Raw genomic sequence first — 14,587 nt, forward strand, 5'->3', positions numbered from 1 at the left:
ACTTCCTCCTCATACTCGACGTGCAGGGCGCTTTCCGGCTCCCTGCATTTTTTTTGTGCGGCGGCCGCCAATCGCCGCCGCCGTGGGCAGCGACCGCATAAACCGATGACGGGCCAAGGCCGGATACATTACAATGGCGGCATTAAATCGTTCCGGTTTGCGCGCGCCGTTTATGCGGCGGCTTAAGGCCAGACTCTTTCGATCATTCCATGACCAAATACATATTCATCACCGGCGGTGTCGTATCCTCGTTGGGTAAAGGCATCGCCGCATCGTCCCTGGCGGCGATCCTGGAAGCTCGCGGCCTCAAGGTCACGCTCACCAAGCTGGATCCCTATATCAACGTCGATCCGGGCACCATGAGCCCGTTCCAGCACGGCGAGGTGTTCGTCACCGAGGACGGCGCGGAAACCGACTTGGACCTGGGGCACTACGAGCGTTTCGTGCGCACCACCATGCGCAAGACCAACAACTTCACCACCGGCCAGGTGTACGAGAACGTCATCCGCAAGGAACGGCGCGGCGAATACCTGGGCGCCACGGTGCAGGTGATTCCCCATATCACCGACGAAATCCAGCGGCTGATCCGCCTCAGCGCCGACGGCTGCGACGTGGCCCTGGTGGAAGTCGGCGGCACGGTGGGCGATATCGAGTCCCTGCCGTTCCTGGAAGCCATCCGCCAGATGCGGGTGGAGCTGGGCGACGACAAGAGCCTGTTCATCCATTTGACCCTGGTGCCGTACATCGCCACCGCCGGCGAGTTGAAAACCAAGCCGACCCAGCATTCGGTGAAGGAACTGCGCACCATCGGCGTCCAGCCCGACGTGCTGATCTGCCGCACCGACCGGCCGTTGCCGCAGAGCGAGCGCCAAAAAATCGCCCTGTTCACCAACGTCAAGGTTGAGGCGGTGATTTCCGCCGCCGACGCGGACACCATTTACCGCATCCCCATGATGCTGCACGAGCAGGGATTGGACGAAATCGTCGTCAAAAAACTGCGGTTGGACGTGCCGCCGGCGGATTTGAGCGAATGGCGCAAGGTTCTCGACGCCCTGGAACATCCCACCCAGGAAGCCACCATCGCCATGGTGGGCAAATACGTCAACCATTCCGACGCCTACAAGTCCATCGCCGAGGCCTTGATTCACGCCGGCATCCATACCGGCACCAAGGTGCGCATCCTCTACATCGACTCGGAGGAAATCGAGGATAAAGGCACCGGTCCGTTGCAGAACGTGGACGCCATCCTGGTGCCCGGCGGGTTCGGCGAGCGCGGCGTGGAAGGCAAAATCGCCACGGTGAAATACGCCCGCGAGCACAAAATTCCCTACCTGGGCATTTGCCTGGGCATGCAAGTGGCGGTGATCGAGTTCGCCCGCAACGTGGCCGGCTTGGAAGGCGCGCACAGCACCGAATTCCTGCAAGCCACGCCGCATCCGGTGATCGCCTTGATTACCGAATGGCAGAGCGAAGACGGCCAGGTGGAAACCCGCAGCCACGACTCCGATCTGGGCGGCACTATGCGCCTGGGCGGCCAGAAATGCCGCTTGATCGAGAACTCCCGGGCGCGCGAACTGTACGGCAAGGACGTGATCACCGAACGCCACCGCCATCGCTACGAGTTCAACAACCGCTATTTGAAAGCCCTGGAAGACGCCGGCATGCGCATTTCCGGCAAATCCCTGGACGGTCGCTTGGTGGAAGTGGTGGAAATTCCTGATCACCCCTGGTTCATCGCCTGCCAATTCCATCCCGAGTTCACTTCCACGCCGCGCGGCGGCCATGCCCTGTTCACCGGTTTCGTCAACGGCGCGGTGGCCCATCGCAACGCCACGGCCGGTTCGGAGAAAGATTGATATGAATCTATGCGGTTTTCCCGTCGGCTTGGACCAGCGGCTGTTTCTCATCGCCGGACCTTGCGTGGTAGAAAGCGAGGCGCTGTGCCTGGAAGTCGCCGGCACCATGAAGGAAGTCGCCCAGGAACTGGGCATCCACTACATCTTCAAGGCGTCGTTCGACAAGGCCAACCGTTCTTCCCAATCCAGCTTCCGCGGCCTGGGACTGGAAACCGGGCTGAAAATCCTGGAGACGGTGCGCCAGACCGTCGGCGTGCCGGTGCTCACCGACGTGCATGAGGACACTCCGTTCGACGAGGTGGCCGCCGTGGTGGACGTGCTGCAAACCCCCGCTTTCCTGTGCCGCCAGACCAATTTCATCCAGGCCGTGGCCGCCACCGGCAAGCCGGTCAACATCAAGAAGGGCCAGTTCCTGGCGCCCTGGGACATGAAGAACGTGGTGGACAAGGCCCGCGCCACCGGCAACCAGCAGATCATGGTGTGCGAGCGCGGCGTCAGCTTTGGCTACAACAACCTGGTGTCCGATATGCGCTCCCTGGCGGTGATGCGCGACACCGGCTGCCCGGTGGTGTTCGACGCCACCCATTCCGTGCAGTTGCCGGGCGGGCAGGGCTCCTGCTCTGGCGGCCAGCGCGAACACGTGCCGGTGCTGGCGCGGGCGGCGGTGGCGGCGGGCATCGCCGGCCTCTTCATGGAAACCCACCCCAATCCGGAAAAGGCCTTGAGCGACGGTCCCAATTCCTGGCCACTGCAGCGCATGAAAGCCTTGCTGGAGACGCTGGTCGCTATCGACCAGGCGGTCAAGTCCAGCCCGTTCATTGAAACCACCCTTTAATCCCTCCATCAAACACCAAACACAGGAGTTATGAGCATGGCGAAAATTGCCGACATTCAAGCGCGCGAAGTACTGGATTCCCGTGGCAACCCCACGGTGGCCGCGGAAGTGATCCTGGATTCCGGCATCGTCGGTTCCGCCATGGTGCCGTCCGGCGCCTCCACCGGTTCCCGCGAAGCCATCGAGCTGCGCGACGGCGACAAGGCCCGTTACCTGGGCAAGGGCGTGCTGAAGGCCGTCAACAACGTGGTGACGGACATCAAGTCCGCTGTGGTGGGCATGGATTCCGCCGACCAGACCGCCCTGGACCGCAAGATGCTGGAACTGGACGGCACCCACAACAAGGCCCGCTTGGGCGCCAACGCCCTGTTGGCCGTGTCCCTGGCCAACGCCCACGCCGCTGCGCAGGCTGCTGGCAAGCCGCTGTACGCCAACATCCACCAGGGCGGTGACCTGATCCTGCCGGTGCCGATGATGAACATCATCAACGGCGGCGCCCACGCCGACAACAGCGTCGATATGCAGGAATTCATGATCCTGCCGGTGGGCGCTCCCACTTTCGCCGAAGCCATCCGCTACGGCACGGAAGTGTTCCACAGCCTGAAGAAAGTGCTGTCCGACAAGGGCCTGGCCACCACCGTGGGCGACGAAGGCGGCTTCGCGCCGAACCTGTCCTCCAACGAGGAAGCCATCAGCGTCATCCTGACCGCCATCGAAAAAGCCGGCTACAAGCCGGGCGTGGACATCTTCCTGGGCCTGGACGTGGCCAGCTCCGAGTTCTACCAGGACGGCGTGTACCACCTGGAGTCGGAAAACCGCAAGTTCAGCTCCGCTGAATTCATCGACTACCTGAGCGCCTGGGTGGACAAGTACCCCATCATCACCATCGAAGACGGCCTGGCCGAAAACGACTGGGACGGCTGGAAGCTGAAGACCGAAAAGCTGGGCAACCGCGTGCAGCTGGTGGGCGACGATCTGTTCGTCACCAACCCGGCCATCCTCAAGGAAGGCATCGACAAGGGCATCGCCAACTCCATCCTCATCAAGGTGAACCAGATCGGCACCCTGACGGAAACCCTGGAAGCCATCCGCATGGCTCAGGCCGCCGGCTACACCACGGTGATGTCGCACCGCTCCGGCGAAACGGAAGACACCACCATCGCTGACTTGGCGGTAGGCGCTTCCACCGGCCAGATCAAGACCGGTTCCCTGAGCCGTTCCGACCGCGTCGCCAAGTACAACCGCTTGCTGAAGATCGAAGCGGAACTGGGCGGCAAGGCCCGTTACGCCGGCAAGTCGGTGTTCGGCCGCTACATCAAGTAACAGCGGCTAAGCCGTCGCCAAGCCGGGCTTTCCTGGGTTTCCTGAAGAGGACGAAGGGTGAAAGCGATCAACGCGATACTGCTGGTGCTGTTGGCGCTGTTGCAGTATCGGCTGTGGCTGGGCGACGGCAATATTCCCGAGGTGCGGCGGCTGAAGCTGCGTCGCGACGACATGATGGCCGAGGCGGCCAAGCTGCGTGAGCGCAACCAGGAACTGGACGCCGACGTGGTGGACCTGAAGGAAGGTCTGGACGCCGTGGAAGAACGCGCCCGCCAGGATTTGGGCATGATCAAAACGGACGAGATCTTCATCCAGGTCATCGACGCCAAAGCCAAGCAACGGCCGCCGCCTCCCCCGACACGCGAGGATCGCATGGAGCGCGAACTCAAACCGCCGACGAACAAGCTGGATTTGCCGTCGGAAGATTGATTGGTGGGGACCAGGGAAAGACAACACTCGGTGCCTGGTCCTAACCCCTGCCTCATGGCCCCTATATGGCAACACACACGTTCTGGGGTATCGTCCCCGCCGCCGGTGTCGGCAAGCGCATGGCGGCGGATCGCCCCAAACAGTACCTCCCCCTGGCCGGCAAGACGGTCATCGAACACACCCTCGAACACCTGCTGGCCGCCGAAATATGGGCCGGCGTCGCCGTGGCCATCAGCCCGGAAGATCCTTATTGGCCGGAACTCGCCATCTCCCGCCATCCCTTGGTTCATACCGCTCCCGGCGGCAAGGAACGCGCCGATTCGGTGCTAAATGCGTTGGATTACCTGCAGGATCGGGCCGGCGAGGAGGACTGGGTGCTGGTGCACGACGCGGCGCGGCCGTGCATCGCCGCGGCCGACGTGCACAAGCTCATCGATGCGCTGAAGGACGACGCCGTGGGCGGTATCCTGGCCTTGCCGGTGGCCGACACGCTGAAGCGGGTAAGCGACGGCAGCATCAGCGAAACCGTCGACCGCAGCGCCATCTGGCGCGCGCTGACGCCGCAGATGTTCCGTTACGGCGCCCTGCGCGACGCGTTGCGCGATGCGGCGGCCAAGGGCTCGGTGGTGACCGACGAAGCCAGCGCTCTGGAACTGCAAGGCCGGCGGCCGAAAATCGTCGAAGGCCGTCCCGACAACCTGAAAATCACCCGCCCGGAGGATTTGCCGTTGGCGGAGTTTTACCTGAAACAACTGTCGTAGGGCGGGTTAGCATTTGCGTAACCCGCCTTTGCGCGAATTTCGGCGGGTTACGGCTGACGCCTAACCCGTCCTACCTGCTTTTATCTGGAGCAAGCAGCGCTATGAACATTCGAGTCGGCCAAGGCTATGACGCCCACCGCTTCACCGACGGCGACGCCATCATCATCGGCGGCGTCAAGATTCCCTACAGCAAATCCCTGGCCGCCCACTCCGACGGCGACGTGGCGCTGCACGCCCTGTGCGACGCACTGCTGGGCGCCGCCACCCTGGGCGACATCGGCAAGCACTTCCCCGACACCGACGCCCAGTACAAGGGCGTGGACAGCCGCATCCTGCTGCGCCATGTGTATGGCAAGGTACAGGAAAAAGGCTACAAGGCGGTCAACGTGGACGTGACCATCATTGCCCAGGCGCCGAAAATGGCGCCGCACATTCCGCAGATGCGCGAATACATCGCCGCCGACCTGGGGTTGGACGTGGACGCCGTCAACGTCAAAGCCACCACCACCGAAGGCATGGGCTTCGAGGGGCGCGGCGAGGGCATTTCCTCCATGGCCGTGGCCCTGCTGGCGCGGCCGTGACCTCGTTGCCATATGCCCACGGCGGCCCGGCCGGCCATGGCGTCATTCGCGCCGTGCCGGAAGAGTTCCAGGTGGAGGAAGTGCTCGGTTTCGAGCCGGAGGGGCAGGGCGAGCACGTCATGCTGTGGGTGGAAAAGCGCGGCGAGAACACCGAGTGGGTGGCTAAGCAACTGGCCCGCTTTGCCAACGTGCCGCCACGTTCCGTCGGCTACGCCGGCCTGAAGGATCGCCACGCCGTCACCCGTCAATGGTTCACCGTGCAGTTGCCGGGCAAGGCCGATCCCGACTGGCAGGCTTTCAACAGCGACTCGGTGCGGGTGCTGCGGGCGGAGCGCCATCGCCGCAAGCTGCCCAAGGGCGCCTTGACCGGCAACCGCTTCCGGCTCGGCGTGCGCTTGGGAGAAGTGGACGAAGACGTTTTGCTGGAGCGCCTCAAGCAGGTGGCCAGCCAGGGCGTACCCAATTATTTCGGCGAGCAGCGCTTCGGCCGCGACGGCGACAACGTCGAGGCGGCGCGCCGCTGGTTCGCCGGCGACGGCCCCAGGCCGGAGCGCCATCTTACCGGCCTGTATTTGTCCGCGGTGCGCTCTTTCCTGTTCAACGAAATCCTGGCCCGGCGCGTCGCGGACGGCACCTGGAATCAGGGCCTGCCCGGCGACGTGTTCATGTTCGGCCGCGGCCACAGTTTTTTTGCCGCGCCGGAACTGACTCCCGATATCGTCGAACGTCTGGCGTCCGGTGAAATCCATCCCTCCGGTCCGTTGTGGGGCAAGGGCGAGTCGCCGGCGGCCGGCGCCGCGTTGGCGCTGGAGCAGACGATCGCCGCGCAACACGCCGACCTGTGCGACGGCCTGTTGACCCATGACGTGGAAATGGGGCGGCGGCCTTATCGCCTGATGGCGGAGCGCTTGGGCTGGGAACGCGAGGGCGATACCTTGTGGCTGGAGTTTTTCCTGCCGGCGGGCGCATACGCTACCACCGTCGTGCGGGAGATCTTGGCCTGCGAATGACGACGGCGGGTTGAGGCCGCCGTATGTCTTGCCGTCGTCAGCCGCCGCGCAACAGCACGTAAACCGCCCCGGTGCCGCCGTCCTTCGGCAGGGCCGAGCAATAGGCCAGCACCTGCGGGCATTGGGGCAGCCAGTTGTTGAGCAGGCTTTTCAGTACCGGGCGTTGATCCGGCGAGCGGTAGCCTTTGCCGTGCACGATGCAGACGCAGCGCAGGCCGGCGGCTTGCGCTTGGGCAAGGAATTGCGGCAACCGCATTCGTGCCTGCTCGGCGGTTTGGCCGTGCAGATCCAGTTCTCCCTCCACCGCCAGGCGCCCTTGGCGTAGCCGCAGCATAAGGCGGTGCTGCACGCCGGGACGTTGGAATTCCAGCAGATCCCCCAACGCCAGCGGTTCGCCGCCGTCGCTCAATTGATCCTGCAATTCGGTGTGAATGGCGTCGTGCTCGCGCGGCACCGGCTTGGGGCGCTTGGCGGGAGCGGCGGCCCGGTCGTGGGTCAGCCGTTTGACCGGGCCGACGGTGCGGCGGAAGAGTTGTGTATCGTCGTCGTCGATCATGGTCGAAGCCGGCTCAACGCCGGCTGTGTCGGTGGAAAGGGGGAGCGCGTCCCGCAGCTGGACGGCGCTGTCTCTAACGCGAGGGCCGCTTGGCGTCGCGGAACCAGGGCCGGTATTGCTCCATGCGCGCTTTTTGCGCGGCCGGGGCATGGCGGCGGCAGGTGGAGTATTCCGGCGTGCCCGGCTGAGCGCCCCAGCGTAGTTCGGCGCAGTCGTTGGGGTTGTAGGACATTTCGAACGCCGCTTTGCGCGCGAACACCTCCGCCACGCTCAACGGCCAAGGGCTGCCGTCGCTGCGGGTGTAGGTGAATTCGCGTTCCTGGATGCGCTGGGCATGCAGTTGGGTCATTTCGTTTTTCATTTCCTGCGGCGACCGTCCGTTCAGCACGAACAGGTCGGGGTGCCGCACGATTTGCTCCGGCAAGGCTTCGAGGACGTTCATGGCGATGATCAGCCGCATGTCGCGGGACGGCGTGGAGTAATCCTCCCACGGGCCGATGGTTTCGAAGATGGCCGCGCCCTGGGGCATTTCGGCCACGGTGCCGGGATGGCTTTGCATATAACGCTCGCCGGTTTCGACGGAGACGACGCGCGTGTTCAACTGTTCGACCAGGGCGTCCAGCATCGCGCTGTAGGCTTGGCGGGGATCCAGGCCGTTCGGGTTGATGAGCTTGCCCATGCGGGCGTAAAACTCCTCTCGGCTGATTTCACCCTGCTCATCGGAATAAGGGCGCAGCGGCAAGTCCGCCAAATCGGCGTTGCGGGCGGTGGGCGCGGGGCGGAACGCCTTGAAGCCGGGGCCGGCGCCGGCCACGTCGTCGGCGAACAGGAACGTGCCTTCCCAGAAGCGCTTGCGCGCCACGGAGTTGTCGGGTTGGGCGTCCACCGCCAGAAGCAGGCCGCTTTGGCCGGCGATCTGCGGAACCCATCGGGCGATCATCAAGGTATGGCCGTAGGGATCGGCATAGACCGTGCCGGGCCACAGGGCGTCCCGTTTCAGGGGCAGGGGGTACAGATCCGTGGCATCGTCCTTCAGGCCGGTGCGGGCGCTGCCGGAATGCACGCCGTTGTTGACTTGAACCAGGGCCGCTTTAAACGCGCCCAAGGGCGCCGGACCATGCAGGAAGGCGTCGATTTTGCTGGGCGCTTCGCAGCGGGGCGGACTGTTGGCCGAGCCGCGGCTGCATCGACGGAAGCTTACCGGCAGGCCGATTTTCCAAGCGAAATAGGTGCGCAGGAAATAGGGCAGGTCGGCGCAATCCGGCGTGGCGGGGAACTTGCCGTCCTCCCCGGCGGCGAGGTGATCGTGCAGGAAGTTACGTTCGGGGTTGCGCAATACCGGTTCCAGGGAGGGGAAACTCATGTTTTCCTCCAGGGGCGCGTCGAACAACTGCTCGATCCAGGCGGAGTAAAACGCTTCGGCGTCGCGATTCCAGCCGTCGACGGGGCGGGCTTGCGCGGCACCGCCCACCTGCACCGTGCGGCAGGACACGCCGGCGCCGTTCCGCACCGCTTCCAGCCGATAGCCGCCGTTGCGGCCGGGTTCGACCACGGCGCTCACGCTCCAGGGCGGCCCGCCCCGACTGACGGCGCTGACCGGTATGGCGGCGCCGTCAGGGCCTTTTACCGACAAGCCTTGCAAGGGCGCATCGGTAGACACCACCATGATTTTCACCGGCTGGTCGACCGCCGGGACGCGCGGCGAAACCCAAATGGCCGCGGTCGGGGATTCCACGCAGGGCGCCGCGTCGCTGAACGCAAGCGGCGAGAAGCCGGCGAGGCATAACAAGGCCAGCAGCCCCGCTCCGCGCCGCGATGCGCCGCTGGAGGCCGGGACGGTTAAGCCGTCGGTGCTGGGGGCCGGCGGCGTCGCCGCGGAGATTCGAATCGCGTTCAAATGGATGGCTCCTGAGTGTGGCTAGCGGCACGATACTGGTACTGGAGCGGTTTGACAATTGCCGCAGCCTGGACTAGATACTGCTTACACCGTGCCGCGCCATTTTAAGCCGGACGGTGTGGTGGATGCCGGGTTCTGCTCGGTGCTGTCGCATTCCAAATTCATTGTCACAAAACTCCAAAGGAGGAGTTATGCCGTTGAAAAAATATTCCAGGTACGTCGCGCTGTTCGCCGTGGCGGGCACGGCCGTGATGGGAACCGCTCAAGCGGTTCAGCCGGCCGCCCCTGCCGTTACGCCGCCCGCCGCACCGGCTGCTCCTTCCGCTCCCGCCCCTGCGGTTGTGCCGCCGCCGGCACAACAGGCGGCCGCACCGGCACCGGCCCCCGCACCAGCACCCGCCAAAGCTGCGGCTCCCGCAGCGGCTCCGGCCAAGCCGGCCGCCCCGTCGTCGACTTTTGTGACCACGGAAAGCATCGGCCTCAGCGGAACGCTTGCGGCGGGCGACTTCAAGTTATTGGCGGACATCACGCCGTTCAGCAGCGTGCGCGGCCATGTGGCGTTGAAGGCGCCCTGCGGCAAAAAACTGGAAATGCCGCTGGTGTTGTTGGCGGGCGTCGCTCCGGCCGTGGCGCCGGTTAATCTGGAGTACGTGGAGGCCCTGTCCAATCCGGGCCAATGGTGCTTGTACCATGGCGACCTGGGAGCCGGTATCACGGACATTGCTTTGAAGAACGGCGGGACGCAGCCGGTGGCCTTCAAGGACAACGCCGGCTACTCCGTGACCGTGACGCTGGAGGCCAGCGCGTCCGCATCCCATGTCCACGCCGAGCCGGAGGCCGCCAAGGCTCCTGAACCGGCAGAAGCGCCGGTAGCGCCTCCGGCCGCCGCCGCGCCTGCAGCCGCAACCCCGGCGGCCCAGCCCGCAGCGGCCGCACCGGCAGTTCCGGCTCCTGCGGCTCCTGCGGCCAAACCGGCGGTCGGCGCGGCCCCGGCTCCGTCGGCTCCCGCTGCCGTTCCCCCGGCTCCGGCTAAGCCGGTTGCCGCCGGTACTGGAAACTAGGCTTTCCGCCCGATCCGGGGACTTCCGGCGAAGGAGTCTCCCGACGGGGATCGACGAGCTGCGTTGCAGTGCAACGCAGCTCCCTACGCCGTTCATGCGCGCCCGGGGGCTTTCACATGGCACTCGCTTGCGCGCTACCCCCTCGGGATCCGCGTCCGATTGCCGGCGCGGCGACGGGGAAGGTTATCCTATGGCGGTTTCGCCAATTCAATCCGAAGGAAAAACCCAATGACCGTTCAACTGAACGAGCAACAGATCAATGCGTTCAACAACCGGCTGAAACAGCGTTACTTGGAGCTGCGCCGGGAGATCAGCGCGGACCTGCTTCGCGCGGACCAAGAGCAGTACAGCGACTTGGCCGGCCGCGTGCACGACACCGGCGATGAAGCCTTGGCCGATTTGCTGGTGGATATCGAGCTTGCCTCGATCACCCGCCAGGTCCAGGAAATCCGCGATATCGACGCGGCGTTGCTGCGCATCGCCGAAGGCGGATACGGCGAATGCAGCGATTGCGCCGAACCCATCGCCCTGGCGCGTTTGGAGGCTTATCCCACCGCCCGCCGTTGCATCGTCTGCCAAGAAGCCCACGACCGCACCCATATGCACGACAAGCGTTCGACGATGTAAGCGGTGCCCTCGGTCTAGGCACCGAACACCGGACGGCTACGCTGGACGTCCTAAGCGGGGGGCTGGGCGGTAGCCAGCCACGCCGGCAGTTGCTGGATTTTTCCGAACCAGCCGGCCAAATGGGGATATCCCTCCATGGGATAGGCGGCGGCCTCGGCATACATCAGTATCGGTGCGACGGAGAGATCCGCCAGGGTTAGTCCGTCGCCCACCAGCCAAGCATGGGTCGACAAATGATCGTCCAGCATTTTGGCGAGAGGGCGGAATTTTTCTTCGCCTCTTTTCAGTTTCCCCGGATCGATTTCGCCCTGGCCCATTTTCGGCTTGAGCAAACGCTCGTAGACGAAAACCATGCAGGCCGGCGCCCAACTGGAAGACTCCCAAAATTGCCAACGCAGGATGTCGGCGCGGCTGCGAGCATCGTTCGGCAATAACGACGAGGCCGGCGCCTTTTCCGCCAGATATTGCACAATGGCGTTGGATTCCCACAGGGAAAAATCGCCGTCGACCAACGTCGGAACCTTGCCCTGCGGGTTCAGCCGCAAAAAGTCGGGCGTTTGTCCCCCGCCGGCCAAAAGATCCACCATTTGGGTTTCTAGCTTGACGCCGAGCTGCTCCGCGACGATGAATACCTTGCGGGCGAAGGGGGATAAAGGATGGTAATACAGTTTCATGATGCGCTCCCGATGGCGTTTGATTAAAGGCGCGACGATATATCGTCGACTACCGCTTTGGCGATTTCAGTCGCAATGATTTCGTTGCCGAGATCGCCGAAATGATAGGAGTCCAGAAATATCTCATCGTTGGCGTGGTCGAGAAAGGCATCTTTTAGGTCGATGAATTTAACTTTTTTCACGGCGGCGAGCGTTTCGGCGATTTTTTTGTAACAGGTTTTAAAGTAGTTTTGTTTCGCCGCGTCCGCCCGTTTCGTTAATATCTTGAGCTCTCTCGCCGTCAACGGTTTCGACGTGGCGGCCAATGTCGGTTGAAGCACGTATACATACGGTGTTTCGCCTAGGCTGAACTTGCTCAGCTCGACGTTTCTCAGCGTTCGCGCGACGACAATGTTCGGATCGATCGGGCCGGACGGTTCGGGTAAGTTGTCCTTTAACGCTTCCCCCGTGGTTTGCTCCACCAGGTGTTGGTAGAAATGGAATTGATTGGCCTCCTGCGGCGCGCGGTACCACAAAATATTTGCGCCTTCGAAGGACCAGTGCACGTCGTTGTTGCCGGTCAGCGAAATCACTAAGTCGGGTTCGAGGTCCGACAGCAGATTCGTGATGGCGGTGCGTTCATGGGTCGAAGACCAGGCGGGGTTGGCCACGGTGAAAACCTCGACCGTTTTTCCGTTTTGCCCCAGCTTTTCGTTTAGCTTCCGTTCGAGATAAGCGCCTATCGTTCGGTCTTCGCTGGGCGCTCCGCTGCTGTAAGCGGTTGAGCCACCGGTGAGAAATATGCGGTAGACCCCGCTGGGCTTGGGCGTAACGACTTCTTTTTTACTGCGGAATTGCAGCTTGTTGATCGCGGCGTTGTCTTGTTCGCCCGGCACGGGCGCGCTGCCGACAAAGGGCGTAGGCATGTTGGGCGGCGACCATGAATAGCTGTTGATGGCTTCCGCGTCGCGGCTCTCCGGATAGTAGGCCGGAAGAACCTCGGCGATTTGTTCGTCGCCGTTTTTTTTGTTTTTCAGCTGATGGCCTAATGTGTAGGCGCTGGTGATGGATTTGATTTGTTTTTTATAATAGGCCAGCGCCGTGTATCGGCCGACGAAGAATCCGGCAAATAAAATACCGGCCGCCAGGGCGTAAATTAAAATGGCTAATCTGGCTTCAGAAATGGCGATCGGGTTTTTTTTGGTCATCGACAGTTTTCCTCCCTGTTATGCATGGCCGGTCGGATGTTGGGAACCCGTACGGCATGTCGCTGCGCGTCCTGTCGGCGGGTCGGACGCCGCATGGGCGACGACCGGCGCCATGCTAAAGGACAAGCCTTAGAACGCGGTTACGGTATGGCGATCTCGCCGTGGCCGGCCACGCTCCTGCGCCGGCTGACAGTCGACCATCGGCTGACGAATTTCCGCATCTTCCCTTCTGTTGTCAAGCGTCCTTCGCCAGGATGCGAACGCGGCCTGGAATTTTACAACGAGCCATTCGATGCCGGACCAAAGCGCGTATTCCTGCGGCGCCGTCGTTTGCCGGTAGCCGTCGCCCCTCGCGGCTTACGGATACGGAGGCATGGGGTTCGGTGCAGGTTCGCACAATGTCCTCGCGGCGAATCGCCGACTGTTGCTCCATGGCTTTGGCCAGAGGTCCCGCGCGCGGCTTCGCTAGAACTGGCCAACTACGTTACGCTATATCTTCCAATCCACGGACTCGCGTTGTTACCGGAGAAGTCGCTTGCGTTTTTTTGTCATCGACGATAGCAAAACCACCACCGCCATCACCACCACCGTGCTTCAGGCCGCCGGACACGAGGTGCAATCGGCTTTGACTCCCCAGGGCGCGGAAGAGGCGGTGCTCGCGTTTCAGCCGGACGCCGTCTTGCTGGACCTCATGATGCCGCACATCGACGGTTTTGAACTGTGCGTGCGGTTCCGCAAGCATCCGCAGTTGGATCGAACGAAGATTATCGTTCTGTCGGCCAAGTCTTACGATTTCGACAAACGAAGAGCGAAGTCGGTAGGGGCGGACGGTTTTCTGGTCAAGCAAGAATTACTGTCCGATCCGGAAAGATTCCTGCAGGAAGTCATGTCTCTGGTCTCCAAAAAGGCCGAACTGGCCTACTGGGGCGTGCGCGGAACGTTGCCCGTGCCCAGCGAAAAAATGCTGGGTTACGGCGGTAATACACCGTGCGTTTCGCTGGCGGTGGACAACGAGCCTTTGCTCATTTTCGACGCGGGCACGGGTATCACCATGCTGGCCAATCATCTGATGGCCCAATCCAAGTCGAGAGTTACCGCCAAGCTGCTGATTTCCCATCCCCATTGGGACCACATCAACGCCATTCCGTTTTTCACCCCCTTGTACGTCAAGGGTAACGAGATCGAAATCATTGGACCGGCCCACGGTCACACGAGTTTCGGCGAAATCGTTTCGGCCCAGATGGACGACGTTTATTTTCCGGTAACGGTGCGCGAATTCGCCGCACGGGTTTACTTCCGGGATATACGCGAGGAAACGATCAATATAGGCGCTTTCGAGGTCAAAAGCATATTGCTGAACCATCCGGGGGCGTGTTTGGGGTATCGCGTCAACTATAATGGCTATTCCGTTTGTTATGTAACCGACAACGAACTGTATCCGGCGGATAACGCCTATTACAACGCCGAATATAACGAGGGGTTGGTCGAATTCATACGCGATGCCGATATATTGATTACCGATTGCACCTATTTGGATGAAGAATATCCCGACAAGATGGGCTGGGGACACTCCTGCACTCGCGAAGTGGCGCACCTGGCTCACGCCGCCAACGTGCGCGCGCTCCACTTGTTCCATCACGATCCCGCCCAGGACGACGCGGCGATTGACCGTAAGCTGGCTCAAGCCGAGTGGCATTTGGCAAACTTGAAGAGCAGCGTCGTCTGCATTTGCCCGCGAGAAGGCAGCCGTTATGTCCTCGGCGCTTAAGGCGCGGATCATTGCGAGTGCG

At 62.6% G+C, this 14,587-nt stretch carries 15 protein-coding genes; 11 read left to right on the forward strand and 4 right to left on the reverse strand.

Annotated elements, in window-relative coordinates; translation table 11 throughout:
• The first annotated feature begins 209 nt into the window (after nucleotides 1-209).
• The 7 genes from pyrG (at nucleotide 210) to truD (ending at nucleotide 6,795) form a co-directional block, all read left to right on the forward strand.
• The gene (pyrG, locus tag K5607_RS07325; protein ID WP_221048664.1) at nucleotides 210-1,856 is read left to right on the forward strand and encodes a CTP synthase; all 1,647 of its coding nucleotides are present in this window, start codon (nucleotides 210-212) and stop codon (nucleotides 1,854-1,856) included.
• Nucleotide 1,857: 1 nt separating this feature from the next.
• Nucleotides 1,858-2,691 (forward strand): 3-deoxy-8-phosphooctulonate synthase, encoded by an 834-nt coding sequence (gene kdsA / locus K5607_RS07330; RefSeq protein WP_221048665.1) that lies wholly within the window; start codon nucleotides 1,858-1,860, stop codon nucleotides 2,689-2,691.
• Between the two features lie 36 nt (nucleotides 2,692-2,727).
• On the forward strand, nucleotides 2,728-4,014 hold the full coding sequence (gene eno, locus K5607_RS07335; protein ID WP_221048666.1) for a phosphopyruvate hydratase: 1,287 nt from the start codon (nucleotides 2,728-2,730) through the stop codon (nucleotides 4,012-4,014).
• A 57-nt stretch (nucleotides 4,015-4,071) separates the two neighbouring features.
• Nucleotides 4,072-4,443 carry a cell division protein FtsB gene (gene ftsB / locus K5607_RS07340; RefSeq protein WP_082411605.1) on the forward strand — a complete coding sequence of 124 codons (372 nt, stop codon included), beginning with the start codon at nucleotides 4,072-4,074 and terminating at the stop codon, nucleotides 4,441-4,443.
• 65 nt (nucleotides 4,444-4,508) lie between these two features.
• Nucleotides 4,509-5,204, forward strand: a complete 696-nt coding sequence (gene ispD, locus K5607_RS07345) for a 2-C-methyl-D-erythritol 4-phosphate cytidylyltransferase (RefSeq protein ID WP_221048667.1) — start codon at nucleotides 4,509-4,511, stop codon at nucleotides 5,202-5,204.
• A 101-nt stretch (nucleotides 5,205-5,305) separates the two neighbouring features.
• A complete protein-coding gene (gene ispF / locus K5607_RS07350; RefSeq protein ID WP_054773988.1) occupies nucleotides 5,306-5,785 on the forward strand; it encodes a 2-C-methyl-D-erythritol 2,4-cyclodiphosphate synthase in 480 nt (159 codons plus the stop codon).
• A complete protein-coding gene (truD, locus tag K5607_RS07355; protein ID WP_221048668.1) occupies nucleotides 5,782-6,795 on the forward strand; it encodes a tRNA pseudouridine(13) synthase TruD in 1,014 nt (337 codons plus the stop codon). The genes ispF and truD overlap by 4 nt, the downstream gene beginning before the upstream one ends.
• 37 nt (nucleotides 6,796-6,832) lie before the next feature.
• Here the strand turns inward: truD and K5607_RS07360 are convergent, their stop codons facing one another.
• Both K5607_RS07360 and K5607_RS07365 read right to left on the reverse strand, forming a co-directional pair.
• Entirely contained in the window at nucleotides 6,833-7,351 is a 519-nt protein-coding gene (locus tag K5607_RS07360) for a Smr/MutS family protein (protein WP_054773989.1), read from the reverse strand.
• Between the two features lie 73 nt (nucleotides 7,352-7,424).
• Nucleotides 7,425-9,017, reverse strand: a complete 1,593-nt coding sequence (locus K5607_RS07365) for a hypothetical protein (RefSeq protein ID WP_221048669.1) — start codon at nucleotides 9,015-9,017, stop codon at nucleotides 7,425-7,427.
• On the opposite strand from K5607_RS07365, the gene K5607_RS07370 reads away from it, so the two are divergent.
• From K5607_RS07370 to K5607_RS07380, 3 genes are all read left to right on the forward strand, one after another.
• Nucleotides 9,016-9,273, forward strand: coding sequence for a hypothetical protein (locus K5607_RS07370; RefSeq protein ID WP_221048670.1), 258 nt, complete (start codon nucleotides 9,016-9,018; stop codon nucleotides 9,271-9,273). The two genes, K5607_RS07365 and K5607_RS07370, sit on opposite strands and share 2 nt — an antisense overlap.
• Before the next feature lie 166 nt (nucleotides 9,274-9,439).
• Nucleotides 9,440-10,309 (forward strand): hypothetical protein, encoded by an 870-nt coding sequence (locus tag K5607_RS07375; protein ID WP_221048671.1) that lies wholly within the window; start codon nucleotides 9,440-9,442, stop codon nucleotides 10,307-10,309.
• Between the two features lie 228 nt (nucleotides 10,310-10,537).
• Nucleotides 10,538-10,936, forward strand: coding sequence for a TraR/DksA family transcriptional regulator (locus K5607_RS07380; protein WP_054773407.1), 399 nt, complete (start codon nucleotides 10,538-10,540; stop codon nucleotides 10,934-10,936).
• Between the two features lie 50 nt (nucleotides 10,937-10,986).
• Here K5607_RS07380 and K5607_RS07385 read toward each other — a convergent pair whose 3' ends face one another.
• Together K5607_RS07385 and K5607_RS07390 are read right to left on the reverse strand one after the other, a co-directional pair.
• Nucleotides 10,987-11,610: a glutathione S-transferase family protein gene (locus K5607_RS07385; protein ID WP_221048672.1), complete on the reverse strand. Its 624-nt coding sequence runs from the start codon at nucleotides 11,608-11,610 to the stop codon at nucleotides 10,987-10,989.
• A gap of 23 nt (nucleotides 11,611-11,633) precedes the next feature.
• Nucleotides 11,634-12,797 carry an SGNH/GDSL hydrolase family protein gene (locus K5607_RS07390; protein WP_221048673.1) on the reverse strand — a complete coding sequence of 388 codons (1,164 nt, stop codon included), beginning with the start codon at nucleotides 12,795-12,797 and terminating at the stop codon, nucleotides 11,634-11,636.
• Between the two features lie 535 nt (nucleotides 12,798-13,332).
• Between K5607_RS07390 and K5607_RS07395 the strand changes: the two genes are divergently transcribed.
• A complete protein-coding gene (locus K5607_RS07395) occupies nucleotides 13,333-14,565 on the forward strand; it encodes a response regulator (protein ID WP_221048674.1) in 1,233 nt (410 codons plus the stop codon).
• Nucleotides 14,566-14,587: the final 22 nt, after the last annotated feature.

This window comes from Methylogaea oryzae (genome assembly GCF_019669985.1).
Classification (GTDB): domain Bacteria; phylum Pseudomonadota; class Gammaproteobacteria; order Methylococcales; family Methylococcaceae; genus Methylogaea; species Methylogaea oryzae.

What these genes read in the sequence shown, in the direction of transcription:
- pyrG (WP_221048664.1), top strand. Translation starts at nt 210, where the DNA reads ATGACCAAATACATATTCATCACCGGCGGTGTCGTATCCTCGTTGGGT.
- kdsA (WP_221048665.1), top strand. Translation starts at nt 1,858, where the DNA reads ATGAATCTATGCGGTTTTCCCGTCGGCTTGGACCAGCGGCTGTTTCTC.
- eno (WP_221048666.1), top strand. Translation starts at nt 2,728, where the DNA reads ATGGCGAAAATTGCCGACATTCAAGCGCGCGAAGTACTGGATTCCCGT.
- ispD (WP_221048667.1), top strand. Translation starts at nt 4,509, where the DNA reads ATGGCAACACACACGTTCTGGGGTATCGTCCCCGCCGCCGGTGTCGGC.
- ispF (WP_054773988.1), top strand. Translation starts at nt 5,306, where the DNA reads ATGAACATTCGAGTCGGCCAAGGCTATGACGCCCACCGCTTCACCGAC.
- K5607_RS07360 (WP_054773989.1), bottom strand. Translation starts at nt 7,351, where the DNA reads ATGATCGACGACGACGATACACAACTCTTCCGCCGCACCGTCGGCCCG.
- K5607_RS07370 (WP_221048670.1), top strand. Translation starts at nt 9,016, where the DNA reads ATGATTTTCACCGGCTGGTCGACCGCCGGGACGCGCGGCGAAACCCAA.
- K5607_RS07365 (WP_221048669.1), bottom strand. Translation starts at nt 9,017, where the DNA reads ATGGTGGTGTCTACCGATGCGCCCTTGCAAGGCTTGTCGGTAAAAGGC.
- K5607_RS07375 (WP_221048671.1), top strand. Translation starts at nt 9,440, where the DNA reads ATGCCGTTGAAAAAATATTCCAGGTACGTCGCGCTGTTCGCCGTGGCG.
- K5607_RS07380 (WP_054773407.1), top strand. Translation starts at nt 10,538, where the DNA reads ATGACCGTTCAACTGAACGAGCAACAGATCAATGCGTTCAACAACCGG.
- K5607_RS07385 (WP_221048672.1), bottom strand. Translation starts at nt 11,610, where the DNA reads ATGAAACTGTATTACCATCCTTTATCCCCCTTCGCCCGCAAGGTATTC.
- K5607_RS07390 (WP_221048673.1), bottom strand. Translation starts at nt 12,797, where the DNA reads ATGACCAAAAAAAACCCGATCGCCATTTCTGAAGCCAGATTAGCCATT.